At 72.8% G+C, this 12504-nt stretch carries 11 protein-coding genes and 1 tRNA gene; 7 read left to right on the top strand and 5 right to left on the bottom strand.

Annotated elements, in window-relative coordinates:
- Positions 1-124: 124 nt before the first annotated feature.
- The 4 genes from ATL51_RS09250 to ATL51_RS09265 all read right to left on the bottom strand — a co-directional run bounded on the left by ATL51_RS09250 (position 125) and on the right by ATL51_RS09265 (position 3004).
- Positions 125-1936, bottom strand: a complete 1812-nt coding sequence (locus ATL51_RS09250; RefSeq protein WP_100878354.1) for a tyrosine-type recombinase/integrase — start codon at positions 1934-1936, stop codon at positions 125-127.
- A 90-nt stretch (positions 1937-2026) separates the two neighbouring features.
- A tRNA-Val gene (locus tag ATL51_RS09255) sits at positions 2027-2098 on the bottom strand.
- A gap of 13 nt (positions 2099-2111) precedes the next feature.
- Positions 2112-2624 (bottom strand): peroxiredoxin, encoded by a 513-nt coding sequence (locus ATL51_RS09260; RefSeq protein ID WP_322789697.1) that lies wholly within the window; start codon positions 2622-2624, stop codon positions 2112-2114.
- Positions 2573-3004 carry a DUF3052 domain-containing protein gene (locus ATL51_RS09265; protein ID WP_073577450.1) on the bottom strand — a complete coding sequence of 144 codons (432 nt, stop codon included), beginning with the start codon at positions 3002-3004 and terminating at the stop codon, positions 2573-2575. Before ATL51_RS09265 ends, ATL51_RS09260 begins: the two co-directional genes overlap by 52 nt.
- A 370-nt stretch (positions 3005-3374) precedes the next feature.
- Here ATL51_RS09265 and aceE point away from each other — a divergent pair, with 370 nt between their 5' ends.
- Both aceE and ATL51_RS09275 read left to right on the top strand, forming a co-directional pair.
- Positions 3375-6155 (top strand): pyruvate dehydrogenase (acetyl-transferring), homodimeric type, encoded by a 2781-nt coding sequence (gene aceE, locus ATL51_RS09270; protein WP_100878356.1) that lies wholly within the window; start codon positions 3375-3377, stop codon positions 6153-6155.
- A 227-nt stretch (positions 6156-6382) separates the two neighbouring features.
- Positions 6383-6586 carry a cold-shock protein gene (locus tag ATL51_RS09275; RefSeq protein ID WP_073577448.1) on the top strand — a complete coding sequence of 68 codons (204 nt, stop codon included), beginning with the start codon at positions 6383-6385 and terminating at the stop codon, positions 6584-6586.
- Between the two features lie 92 nt (positions 6587-6678).
- Here ATL51_RS09275 and ATL51_RS09280 read toward each other — a convergent pair whose 3' ends face one another.
- Positions 6679-7425, bottom strand: a complete 747-nt coding sequence (locus ATL51_RS09280) for a pirin family protein (protein WP_100878357.1) — start codon at positions 7423-7425, stop codon at positions 6679-6681.
- Between the two features lie 9 nt (positions 7426-7434).
- Here ATL51_RS09280 and ATL51_RS09285 point away from each other — a divergent pair, with 9 nt between their 5' ends.
- The 5 genes from ATL51_RS09285 to ATL51_RS09305 all read left to right on the top strand — a co-directional run bounded on the left by ATL51_RS09285 (position 7435) and on the right by ATL51_RS09305 (position 12468).
- Entirely contained in the window at positions 7435-8817 is a 1383-nt protein-coding gene (locus ATL51_RS09285; protein ID WP_073577446.1) for a PucR family transcriptional regulator, read from the top strand.
- Positions 8818-8958: 141 nt separating this feature from the next.
- The gene (locus ATL51_RS09290) at positions 8959-9882 is read left to right on the top strand and encodes an ACP S-malonyltransferase (protein WP_100878358.1); all 924 of its coding nucleotides are present in this window, start codon (positions 8959-8961) and stop codon (positions 9880-9882) included.
- A gap of 5 nt (positions 9883-9887) precedes the next feature.
- Positions 9888-10868, top strand: a complete 981-nt coding sequence (locus tag ATL51_RS09295) for a beta-ketoacyl-ACP synthase III (RefSeq protein ID WP_100878359.1) — start codon at positions 9888-9890, stop codon at positions 10866-10868.
- 54 nt (positions 10869-10922) lie between these two features.
- Positions 10923-11165 (top strand): acyl carrier protein, encoded by a 243-nt coding sequence (locus ATL51_RS09300; RefSeq protein WP_020623056.1) that lies wholly within the window; start codon positions 10923-10925, stop codon positions 11163-11165.
- A 55-nt stretch (positions 11166-11220) separates the two neighbouring features.
- Entirely contained in the window at positions 11221-12468 is a 1248-nt protein-coding gene (locus ATL51_RS09305; protein ID WP_062396635.1) for a beta-ketoacyl-[acyl-carrier-protein] synthase family protein, read from the top strand.
- Positions 12469-12504: the final 36 nt, after the last annotated feature.

The following is a 12504-nucleotide window of genomic DNA, read 5'->3' on the forward strand; positions in this document are numbered from 1 at the left end:
CGCCCAAGTTCTAGTTGTCGCGTCTACCCGGGTCGACGCAAGCCGGCCAGGCAGCTTGTCGCCGATTGATGGTCGCGCGGCACCAGGACTACAGCTCCCGATCAGGGGCCTCAAGACGGCAGAACTACCAGCGGAAGACCATCGGATCCTGGTTCGGGGACGCGAGCGGGACGACCTCGATCTCGTAGCGTCCGATCCACCCTTCTCCCTCGTCCGCCACCTCCGGGTCTTCCATCCGCGCGATGCCGAGCAGGTGGGCCCGGAACGTCGACGGGTCAGCGAGGCTGCCCGTCACCACCCGGGCCGGGTACCGACGCCCACCCGACCCTCGGACGACGACGGTGAAGTAGCTCGCGGCCTGCCCGGCCGCGGGCTCCAACGGCTCGGGCTCCGGCGGAGCCGTCTCGGCTGGGCGATCCACGACGGCCGACGGCACAACGACCGTCGGCCGCTCCCCCACTGCACCGGCGAGCACACCCCACTCCCGCAGAAGCTCGAACGCCCGATGCACCGTGCTCGGCGCGAGTCCCTGCTCGGCAGCCAGCACCTTGACCCCCGGCAGATGCCCACCCACCGGCACAGCCCCGGACTCGATCCGCTCCAGCAGCTCGACCGCCAGCCGCTCCCGCGCCGACCGCGGATCCCGCCGCACCCGCTCCATCTCCGACCCCGGCCCCGGCCCCGCCGGCCGCTCCGGCATCCGCGACCCGAGCCCGCTCGCCGCCCGCTGGTCCGCCTCCGACACCCACGCCGCGTAGACCCGCAGCGTGGTCACCCCGCCGCCGGAATGCCCCAGACGCCCCGCGACCGTCCGCACGTCCACTCCGGCCGCGATCAGCTCGGTCGCCGAGTAGTGCCGCAGGTTGTGCAGGTGCGTGTCCAACCCGAGCCGCGCCGCCATCCGCGAGTACCGCTGTGTGACCGAGCCCGGCACCAGACTCGCCGACCCGTCCGGCGCCAGCGAGAACACGAACGCCTCCGGCCGCAGCTCGACCCCGAGCGCCCGGGCCCGCTCTTCGCACCGCTCCCGGTGGTCTCGAAGCACCTCCACAGTCTCCGAGTCCAGCGCGAGGCGCCGCTGCTGGTGGGTCTTGGTGTCCTTCTCCTGCAACGCCCGGCCGTCCTGCGCGATCGCCCGTCGGATCGTCAACGTCCCCGACTCCAGATCGACTTTCGACCAGCGCAGCGCGCACAGCTCGCCCCGTCGGGCACCGGTGGTCATGAACAGCCAGACCAGGGCACCCCAGTCCAGGTCCCGCCACGCCTCGTTCAGCAATCGCGCCGCCTCGCCCGCGGACGGCGGCTGCGGGTCCGGCGGCGGCTTCGCGGGCGGCGAGACGAACTCGACCGGGTTGACCGACACCCACCGCCACCGGACCCCACGCGAGTACGCGCCGTTCAGCACGAAGTGGATGTGCCGGATCGTGGCCGGCGCGAGCGGGCGGCAACGGTGCGGACGGCACCGGTCGTCGCACTCGTGCTCCCGCGGCGTCCGATGATCGATCCGCTTCGCCGACCCCGAGCAGTGGTCGCGGCACCGCCGCAGCTCGGCGTAGAGCGAGTCCAGGGCCTCGGCACCGACGGCGCCGGCCTTCGTCCGGCCGAGGAACGGACGGACGTGCAGCTCCAGGTACCGGGTGTACGCCCGGTGCGTGGTCACGCCGACGTCGAGGGTCTCCAGGTACCGGTCGAGCAGCTGGTCGAGCGTCGCGCTCGTGCGGGGGCTGCGCTGTTCGTCGACGGCGTTGAGGAGCCGCGTCCGCGCGGCCTCGGCGCGGGCCTCCTGGCGCGGGCCGGGCTCGATCACCTCGACGAGGGTGTTCCGCTTCCCCGACACCGGGTCCTGCCCACCGTAGACGCGGACGCGCAGCGCACCGCTCGGGAGCCTGTCGATCGTCCCGCGCTGCCTCCGGCGACCGGCCTTCGCCCGTGTCATGGGCCGAGGATACGAGCCCTTCGTGTCACGAAACGTGTCACGCGGGCTGCTGAGTGATCTTGCTGGGGATGGAACCCCTGGTCAGATGCGTGGGCGCGGCAGGGTTCGAACCTGCGACCGCTCGGGTGTAAACCGAGTGCTCTCCCGCTGAGCTACGCGCCCGGGACGGACATCTTCACACGGCCCCCAGGGCCCGACGCCACCCGTCCTGGTCCCGCGGTTCCCCCGGCTGGTTCACTTCGGCGAACGAGATGGTGCCGTCCGGGCGGACCAGGAACGTCCCCCGCAGCGCCATCCCCTTCGCGGTGTCGAACACCCCGTAGGCCGACGCCACGGCCCCGTGCGGCCAGAAGTCCGACAGCAGCGGGAACCCGAACCCCGCGGACGCGGCCCAGGCCCCGAGCGAGAACGTCGGGTCACAGGAGATCGCCAGCACCTGGGTGGCGTCGTTCTGGAACTCCGGGAGCGACGCCTGGACCGCCGACAGCTCCCCGCCGCAGATCCCGGAGAACGCGAACGGGAAGAAGACCATCAGCGCCGAGCGCCCCGACCCGAGGACCGACGCCAGCGAGACCGGCTGTCGATTCTGGTCGGGGAGCTCGAAGTCCGGGGCGGCCGCACCCTCGACTACTGGGCTCAGCGCTTGCCCTTCCCCTGCTTCGGCGGCACGAGCTTCGACCCCACCCAGTCGTCCCCGAGCGTCGCGTTGGACGTCTGCGACAGTCCGGCGGTCGGAGCCGCCTCGGCGATCTCGGAGGGCTGGATGTGGCCGTCACGGCCGGTCTTGGGTGTCAGGACCCACACGAAGCCCTCGTCCGAGAGGGGCGTTCGGGCGTCGACCAGGGTGTCGATCAGGTCGCCGTCCCCGTCGCGGAACCACAGAAGGACGACGTCGATGACCTCCTGGGCGTCCTCGTCGAGGAGCTCCTCACCTGTCGTGTCCTCGACGGCCTCTCTGACCTGGTCGTCGATGTCGGAGTCGTACCCGAGTTCCTGGACGATCATGCCCGGCTCGATGCCGAGCTTTGCCGCGATGTCGGACGCACCGGCATCTGCCGCGGTCACCACTCGTTCCCCTTTCACGCTGCTCACGCAGTCCATCGTCTTCGGTTCCGCGTGCGGGCGCCACCCTTCGCGCGAAATCGGATGGGGCATCCGATCACGGGGGCACGACCGGATGCAACCGGCTCGTGGTGCGCGGTGCGGTGACGCGCAGGTCACCCCGCCCTCCGTTCAGTTACGTACGAGTAGTACCTATCCTCGCGGCCAGAGCCCGACTTCGTGAACGACGAGTTTCGGGACCGCGCCGGAACAGGCACGATGGACCGAGCCACGGCCACGACCGTCGAGTCCGGCCGGCGACGTCGCCCCACAGCCGGCGGCGGAAAGACAGGGCCGGGCGATCCCGGCCACCGACGGAATCAGGCAGGGAGAACCCTTGACCGCGCAGAGCAGCACGCCCGGCGACGACAAGCGCCGCGTCAACGTCATCCGGGACGGGCTGGCCGCCCACCTGCCGGACATCGACCCCGAGGAGACGGCCGAGTGGCTGGACTCCCTGGACGCGGTCCTGGACAACGCCGGGCAGCAGCGCGCCCGCTACCTCATGCTGACGATGCTGCAGCGCGCCCGTGAGAAGCACGTGGGCGTCCCGTCGCTGACCGCGACGGACTACGTCAACACCATCCCGACCGACCGCGAGCCGTGGTTCCCCGGCGACGAGGACGTCGAGCGCACCTACCGGCGCTGGCTGCGCTGGAACGCTGCGATGACCGTGCACCGCGCGCAGCGCCCGGGCATCGGCGTCGGCGGGCACATCTCGTCCTACGCCTCCTCGGCGACGCTCTACGAGGTCGGTTTCAACCACTTCTTCCGTGGCAAGGAGCACCCCGGCGGCGGCGACCAGATCTACATCCAGGGCCACGCCTCCCCCGGCATCTACGCCCGCGCCTTCCTCGAGGGACGGCTGTCGGAGGACCGGCTCGACGGCTTCCGCCAGGAGCTCAGCCACGCCGGCCCGGGCGGCGGCCTGCCGTCGTACCCGCACCCGCGCCTGATGCCGGACTTCTGGGAGTTCCCCACGGTCTCGATGGGCATCGGGCCGATGAACGCGATCATGCAGGCGCGGTTCAACCGCTACCTGGGCGACCGCGGGTTCAAGGACACCTCGCAGCAGCAGGTGTGGGCCTTCCTCGGCGACGGCGAGATGGACGAGCCCGAGTCGCGCGGCCTGATCCACGTCGCGGCCAACGAGGGCCTGGACAACCTGAACTTCGTCGTCAACTGCAACCTGCAGCGCCTCGACGGCCCGGTCCGGGGCAACGGCAAGATCATCCAGGAGCTGGAGGCGTTCTTCCGGGGCGCCGGCTGGAACGTCATCAAGGTCATCTGGGGCCGCGAGTGGGACTCGCTGCTGCACGGCGACCGTGACGGCGCGCTGATCAACCTGATGAACACCACGCCGGACGGCGACTTCCAGACCTACAAGGCCAACGACGGCGCCTACGTCCGCGACCACTTCTTCGGCCGGGACCCACGGACCAAGGCGCTCGTCGACCCGATGAGCGACGCCGAGATCTGGAAGCTCAAGCGCGGCGGGCACGACTACCGCAAGGTGCACGCGGCCTACGCCGCCGCGACCGCGCACCACGGCCAGCCGACCGTCATCCTGGCCAAGACCATCAAGGGCTACGGCCTGGGCACGCACTTCGCGGGCCGCAACGCCACCCACCAGATGAAGAAGCTCACGCTCGACGACCTCAAGCAGTTCCGCGACGAGCAGCGCATCCCGATCTCGGACAAGCAGCTCGAGGCCGACCCGTACCTGCCGCCGTACTACCACCCCGGCGAGAAGGACGAGGCGATCCAGTACCTGCGGGAGCGCCGTCGCCAGCTGGGCGGGCCGCTGCCGTCGCGCCGGACCACCGGCAAGCCGCTGGTGCTCCCCGGCGACAAGGTCTACGACTTCGTCAAGAAGGGCTCCGGCAAGCAGGAGGTCGCCACGACGATGGCGTTCGTCCGGCTGCTGCGCGAGCTCATCAAGGACAAGGAGATCGGCCCGCGTTTCGTGCCGATCATCCCGGACGAGGCCCGTACCTTCGGTATGGACTCGATGTTCCCGAGCCAGAAGATCTACAACCCGAACGGCCAGAACTACACCTCGGTCGACGCGGACCTGATGCTCGCCTACAAGGAGTCCGAGCAGGGCCAGATCCTGCACGAGGGCATCAACGAGGCCGGTTCGGTCGGGTCGTTCACCGCGGCGGGCACGTCCTACGCCACGCACGACGAGCCGATGATCCCGGTCTACATCTTCTACTCGATGTTCGGCTTCCAGCGGACCGGCGACTCGATCTGGGCCGCCTCGGACCAGATGGCCCGCGGCTTCCTCGTCGGCGCCACCGCGGGCCGCACGACGCTGACCGGTGAGGGTCTGCAGCACAACGACGGGCACTCGCTGCTGCTGGCGGCGACCAACCCGGCCGTCGTCGCCTACGATCCGGCGTTCTCCTTCGAGGTCGCGCACATCGTCCAGGACGGGCTGCGCCGGATGGTCGGCGAGAAGCCCGAGAACGTCATCTACTACCTGACGGTCTACAACGAGCCCTACCGCCAGCCGGCCGAGCCGGAGGACGTGGACCGCGAGGGCATCCTGCGCGGGATGCACCGCTTCGCCGCCGCGCCCGAGGGCAACGGCCCCGTGGTGCGACTGCTCGCCTCCGGGGTCTCGCTGCCGTGGGCGCTGACCGCGCAGAAGATGCTGGCCGACGAGTGGGACGTCCGTGCCGAGGTCTGGTCGGTGACGTCCTGGGGTGAGCTGCGCCGCGACGGCGTCGAGGCCGAGCACGCCAACCTGCTCAAGCCCGGTGACGAGCCGGTCGTGCCGTACGTGACCCAGAAGCTGGGCGACGGCGAGCACGGCGACGCCCCGGTCGTGGCGGTCTCGGACTGGATGCGTGCGGTCCCCGACCAGATCCGCCAGTGGTCCCCGGCGCCGTTCCTGTCGCTGGGCACCGACGGGTTCGGCCTGTCCGACACCCGTCCGGCCGTGCGCCGCCACTTCGCGGTCGACGCCGAGTCGATCGTCGTCGGCGCGCTCTCGGTGCTGGCCAAGCAGGGCCTGGTGAAGACCGAGACCGCGGCCGAGGCCGCGGCCGGCTACAAGATCGACGACCCGCAGGCCGCCGGCCCGCAGATCGGCGACGGCGGGGCCGCCTGACCCCACCGGCACACGACGGCCCGCCGCCCCCGCACGGGGCGGCGGGCCGTCGCCGATTTTCGCCCCTCCCAGGGCGACGCAGATCACGATAGGCTCCGCGCGACGGCAGTGGCGGTGATCACTCGTCCTCGCGACTCGCCGTCCTGACCAGGGCGTCGACAGTGTGCGTCGCTGGCCAGCGGTCCCGGGGCGAGGTGCTCCGGGCCGATGATCTCCAGGGAGCAGGAATGGCAGAAGGCACCGTCAAGTGGTTCAACAGCGAGAAGGGCTACGGCTTCCTCGCCCCCGACGGTGGTGGTGCGGACGTGTTCGTGCACTACTCGGCAATCCAGACGAACGGCTACAAGAGCCTCGACGAGGGGCAGCGCGTGTCGTTCGACATCGAGCAGGGGCAGAAGGGGCCGCAGGCCAGCGGGGTCACACCGCTCTGAGCCGTCCGGTCACCCGTCCGTCGTGGTGACCGGCAGCAGACCGTCACGGCCGAGGCCCCGCGTGCCCCGGCCGGTTCCGCGGCGCCCGGGTGTCACCACCCCAGCGCCGCGTGCATCTCCCACACCAGGATCTCGGCCCCGTCCGGTCCGGCGGTGATCCGCCGGCCGCCGTCGTCGACGACCCTGGCCGCGTCGCCCGTACCGAGCTCGTCACCGGGCACGCCCTCCAGCGTCGCGCCCCCACGTGCCACGAAGGCGTGCACGAACGGGGCGCTCGGCAGCTCCGTCGCCGCCCCCGGCGCGAGCCGTGCCACCGACAGGGCCGCCGCGCGCTGACGCAGCGGCAGCAGGGTCGCCTCGCGGTGCCGTTCCAGGCCCGAGGCCAGGACGACCGTGTCCCTGCGCTCCCCCGCGTCCGCCGCACGCACGAGGTGGCGCGGGTCTCCGCCCGGTTCCTCGGGCACCACCCACATCTGCACGAACCGCACGCCCCCGTCCGGCGTCGCGTGCTCGGAGTGCCGCACCCCCGACCCCGCGCCCAGGTACTGCGCCCCGCCCGGCCCGACCCGTGCGGTCCGCCCGGTGGTGCTGTCGCGGTGTTCCAGCTCGCCGTCGAGGACCCAGGTGAGGATCTCGGTGTCGCGGTGCGGGTGCTCGTCGTAGCCGCGCCCCGGGACGAGCCGGTCCTCGTTGTGCAGCAGCAGCAACCCGAAGTGGGTGTTGGCCGGGTCGTAGTGCGCCCCGGCGGAGAAGCTGTGCCGCGAGTCGAGCCAGCCGGTCTCCGTGCGCGCCCGCGAGCCGGAGCGGTACAGCGTGACGTGTCCTGTGGGTGCGTCCATCGTCGTGTCATGCTGCCCGACGTGCACCGCCACCCGGTCGCGGACGCGACGTTGCGCCGCCTCGAGCTCGCCTCGTCCCGGCTGGCCGCGGCATGCCTGGCGGAGATGGAGCGGCGCTGCCCGTGGTTCGCGGGGCTGCCCGCCGACCAGCGCGCGGGCGTGGCGCTGGTGACCCAGACCGGCGTCGCGAACTTCGTGTCCTGGCTGCGCGAGCCCGCCCGCACCACCCCGCTCACCGCCGAGGCGTTCCGGATCGCGCCGCGCGACCTGGCGCGGCGGATCAGCCTGCGCCAGACCGTCGAGCTGGTGCGTATCGCCGCGGACGTGTTCGAGGAGCACCTGCCCCCGCTCGCCGACGACGGCACCGAGCGCCACGAGCTCACCGAGGCCGTGCTGCGCTTCGGCCGGGAGATCGCCTTCGCCGCCGCCACCGTGTACGCCGGCGCCGCGGAGTCCCGCGGCGCCTGGGACGCCCGGCTGGAGGCGCTCGTCGTCGACGCCGTGCTGCGCGGTGACACCGACGGCGCGCTCGTGTCCCGGGCCGCCGCGCTCGGCTGGGACCCCGCCGCCCCGGTGCACTGCCTGGTCGGCTCCGCCCCCGGCTCCGGCCCCGAGTCCCCGCAGCTGATCGTGGAGCTGCGCCGGGTCGCCGCGCGGCTCGGCCACGACGTGCTCGTCGGCGTCCAGGGGCGACGGCTGGTGGTCCTGCTGCATCTGACCGGGCGGCCCGCGCGCCGGGTCGCCGACCGGCTCGCCGAGACCACCTCGGCACGTGCGGCGCCGACCGGGCCCGGGCCGGCCCCGGGGACGAGCGCGGTCACCGCGCGGGTGCTCGCCGAGGTCGCGGCGCGCTTCGGGCCCGGACCGGTCGTCTCCGGCCCGCCCAGCACCGACCTGGCCACCGCGGGTGCCGCTGTCGCCGAGGCACTGGCCGGGCTGGCCGCCGCCCCCGGCCACCCCGACGCCCCGCGCCCGGTCGACGCCGCCGACCTGCTGCCCGAGCGCGCGCTGCACGGCGACCCGGCCGCGCGGCGCCGGCTCGCCGAGGACGTCCTCGCCCCGCTCCACGACACCGGTGGCGAGCTGCTGCGCACCCTGGCCGCGTACCTGGAGGGCGGGGCGAGCCTGGAGGGCTGCGCCCGCGCGCTCTACGTGCACCCCAACACGGTGCGCTACCGCCTGCGCCGTATCGGCGAGCTCGTCGGGCGCTCCCCCACCGACCCGCGGGAGGCGTTCGTGCTGCGCGCCGCGCTCGTCGCCGACCGCACCGCCCGCGCGTCCGACGGCCCGGCCGTCGCCGCGCACACCCCGCTGACTCCTCTGGACCCGACCGGGGAGCATGATCAGGAGGTCGACGGCGTCCGTGTCCCGGTGGGCGGGGCGTTGTCGTGAACCCTACAAACACCGGCCCCTACGGATCGGTAACGAGGCCCCGGTCACACCTGTGGTTCGTAGGTTTCCTACAACTTCGGTGGTCCGACTTCGTCGTAACCGGTATCCCGGCGCCGCCCCCGAGAGGTGTGTGATGTCCCCGTGATCGCCCTGCTCGCACCCGGCCAGGGGGCCCAGACCCCCGGCATGCTCGCTCCGTGGCTGGAGGACCCGGCCGCGGCGGAGGCCGTGGCCGGCTGGTCCGACGCCGTCGGGCTCGACCTGGCGCGTCTCGGCACCACCGCCGACGCCGAGGAGATCACCGACACCGCGGTCACCCAGCCGTTGATCGTCACCCTGGGCCTGCTGGCCGCGCGCCGCCTGCGAGAGCGGGTCGAGCTGCCGTCCGGGACCGTCGTCGCCGGGCACTCGATCGGCGAGATCACCGCCTGCGCGATCGCGGGCGTGCTGACCGAGGACGCCGCCGTCGCCCTCGCCGGGGTCCGCGGCCGTGAGATGGCCGCCGCCTGCGCCGTCGCTCCGACCTCGATGGCCGCCGTGCTCGGCGGCGAGGAGGAGGTCGTGCTGGCCCGCCTCGCCGAGCTGGGTCTCGACCCGGCCAACCGCAACGGGGCCGGCCAGATCGTCGCCGCCGGGGCGAAGGAGGCGATCACCGAGCTCGTCGCGTCGCCTCCGGAGAAGGCGCGGGTCAAGGAGCTCCCGGTCGCCGGGGCGTTCCACACCGCGCACATGGAGCCCGCGCGTGCCGCGCTGGAGAGCCACGCGTCGTCGGTGCCGGTGTCGGACCCGACGCTCACGCTGCTGTCCAACGCCGACGGCGGGACCGTCGACACCGGCGCCGAGGCGCTGCGCCGGCTCGTCGCGCAGGTCACCCGGCCGGTCCGCTGGGACGCCTGCATGCAGACCCTCGCCGACCGCGGGACCGGCGCGACCCTCGAGCTGCCCCCGGGCGCGACGCTGACCGGGCTGGTCAAGCGCGCCGTCAAGGGCACCCCGACGCTGGCACTCAAGACCCCCGAGCAGCTCGACGCCGCCGTCGACCTGATCTCCGAGCACGGGAAGTGAGCCCCATGCGAGCGACCCCGACCGTCGCGGGGGCCCGTTTCCTGGGCCTCGGCAGCTTCCAGCCCGAGCACGTGATCACCAACGCCGACCTGGAGAAGCGGGTCGAGACCGACGACGCGTGGATCCGCAGCCGCGTCGGGATCGCCGAGCGCCGGATCGCCGACGCCGACACCTCGCTGACGTCCATGGCGACGGCGGCCGGGGCGGCGGCGCTGACCGACGCCGGCTTCGACCCGGCCGGGCTCGACGCCGTGATCGTCGCGACCTGCACGATGCCCAACCCGATCCCGAACGCCGCCGCCCAGGTGGCGACCGGCCTGGGCGCGAACGGCGTCGCGGCGTTCGACCTCAACGCGGCCTGCGCCGGCTTCAGCTACGGCACGGCCGTCGCCTCGGACATGATCCGCGCCGGTTCGGCCCGGCACGTGCTGGTCATCGGCGCCGAGAAGCTCTCGGACTGGGTCGACTGGGACGACCGCTCGACCTGCATCATCTTCGCCGACGGCGCGGGCGCCGCCCTGCTCGGACCGGCGGACGGCGAGGACGAGGTGGGCGTCGGCCCCGTCAGCTGGGGCAGCGCAGGCGACCACGCGTCGACCATCCGGATCCTCGGTGAGACCACGAACAAGCTGCACCAGGAGGGCCAGGCGGTCTTCCGGTGGGCGACGACGGCGATCTCCCCCGTCGCGCTGGACGCAGTCGAGCGGGCCGGGCTCACCCCCGCCGACATCGACGTGCTCATCCCGCACCAGGCGAACCTGCGCATCGTCGAGGCGATCGCGAAGAAGCTGCGCCGCCACGGCGCCCGGGAGGACATGGTCGTCGCCGACGACATCGTGCACTCCGGCAACACCTCGTCCGCGTCCATCCCGATGGCGCTGGACCACATGCGCACGGCCGGCCGGGTACGGTCCGGCGACGTGCTGCTCCTCGTAGGCTTCGGCGCAGGACTGTCCTACGCCGGACAGGTCGTCGTCTGTCCCTGACGGGGCACCGGAGACCTGGCACCCGCACCCATCCACCGCGCAAGGAGAACCATCGTGGCTGACAACGCCGAGATCCTCACCGGGCTGGCCGAGATCGTCGAGGAGGTCGCCGGCATCGACACCGCCGAGGTGACCCCCGAGAAGTCCTTCGTGGACGACCTGGACATCGACTCGCTGTCGATGGTGGAGATCGCCGTGCAGGCCGAGGACAAGTTCGGCGCCAAGATCCCGGACGACCAGCTCGCCGAGCTGAAGACCGTCGGCGACGCCGTCGACTTCATCGCCAAGCACCAGTGACCCGTACCGGCGGGCACGCACCGGTAGCGCTGTCCGCCGGGGAGAAGGAGACGTCATGACCGACGGAGTGGTCGTCACCGGTTTCGGGGCCACCACCCCGCTCGGCGGGGACGCCGCCTCCACCTGGGAGGCGCTGCTCGCCGGGAAGTCCGGGGTGGGAACCACCCGGGCCGACTGGACCGAGCGGTTCGACCTGCCGGTGTCCATTTCGGCCCAGCTCGCCGTGGAGCCCACCGAGGTCCTGCCCCGCGTGCAGGCCCGCCGGATGGACCGGTGCGAGCAGGTCGCGATGGTGGCCGCCAAGGAGGCCTGGGCGCACGCCGGGCTCGGCGCGATCCCCGGCGAGGACGGGGCCGCGGTCGAGGCGGAGCGGCTCGCCGTCGTCATCGGCGCCGGCATCGGCGGCGCGCCGACGCTGCTCGCGCAGGACGACCTGCTCGAGGAGCACGGGCTGCGCAAGGTCTCGCCGCTGACCGTGCCGATGCTCATGCCCAACGGTCCGGCCGCGCTGGTGAGCCTGGAGTACAAGGCCAAGGGCGGGGTGCACTCCCCCGCCTCGGCGTGCGCCACCGGCGCCGAGGCACTGGCCTGGGCCTACAAGCTGCTGCGCGACGGGGAGGTCGACGTCGTCCTCGCGGGCGGCGCCGAGTCCTGCATCGTGCCGATCACCGTGGCCGGGTTCGTGCAGTCGCGGACGCTGTCCACCCGCAACGACGACCCGGAGCGCGCCTCCCGGCCGTTCGACACCGGGCGGGACGGCTTCGTCCTCGGTGAGGGCTCGGGCGTGCTCGTGCTCGAGCGCGAGGAGTTCGCCAAGGCCCGCGGCGCCACCGTGCACGGCCGCCTCGCCGGGATCGGTCTGACGTCCGACGCGTACCACATCACCGGGCCCGACCCCGAGGGCGAGGGCCAGATCCGGGCGATGCAGAAGGCCGTGGCCGGGGCCGGTCTGACCGCCTCCGACATCGTCCACGTCAACTGCCACGCCACCTCCACGGTGGTCGGCGACGTGGGCGAGGCGACCGCCGTGAAACGGGCGTTCGGCGACCACCCGGTGCTCACCGCACCGAAGTCGGCGCTCGGGCACCTCGTGGGCGGGGCCGGGGCCGTCGAGGGGATCATCGCGCTGCTCAGCGTGCGCGACGACATCGTCCCCGCGACGCTCAACCTGACCGACAAGGACCCGAAGGTCGAGCTGGACGTCGTCGCCGGTGAGCCGCGGAAGATGACCGTGGACGCCGCCGTCAACAACTCGTTCGGCTTCGGCGGGCACAACGCCTCGCTGGTGTTCACCAAGGCCTGACGGTTCCGTGCGGGTCCCCGGGCCGGGGACCCGCAC

It is taken from the genome of Pseudonocardia alni, assembly GCF_002813375.1.
GTDB lineage: Bacteria > Actinomycetota > Actinomycetes > Mycobacteriales > Pseudonocardiaceae > Pseudonocardia > Pseudonocardia alni.

Bases quoted from the DNA above. Each gene is read 5' to 3' on its own strand.
- ATL51_RS09250 (WP_100878354.1), bottom strand. From the start codon at position 1,936: ATGACACGGGCGAAGGCCGGTCGCCGGAGGCAGCGCGGGACGATCGAC.
- ATL51_RS09275 (WP_073577448.1), top strand. From the start codon at position 6,383: ATGGCAGAAGGCACCGTCAAGTGGTTCAACAGCGAGAAGGGCTACGGC.
- ATL51_RS09280 (WP_100878357.1), bottom strand. From the start codon at position 7,425: ATGGACGCACCCACAGGACACGTCACGCTGTACCGCTCCGGCTCGCGG.
- ATL51_RS09285 (WP_073577446.1), top strand. From the start codon at position 7,435: ATGCTGCCCGACGTGCACCGCCACCCGGTCGCGGACGCGACGTTGCGC.
- ATL51_RS09295 (WP_100878359.1), top strand. From the start codon at position 9,888: ATGCGAGCGACCCCGACCGTCGCGGGGGCCCGTTTCCTGGGCCTCGGC.
- ATL51_RS09305 (WP_062396635.1), top strand. From the start codon at position 11,221: ATGACCGACGGAGTGGTCGTCACCGGTTTCGGGGCCACCACCCCGCTC.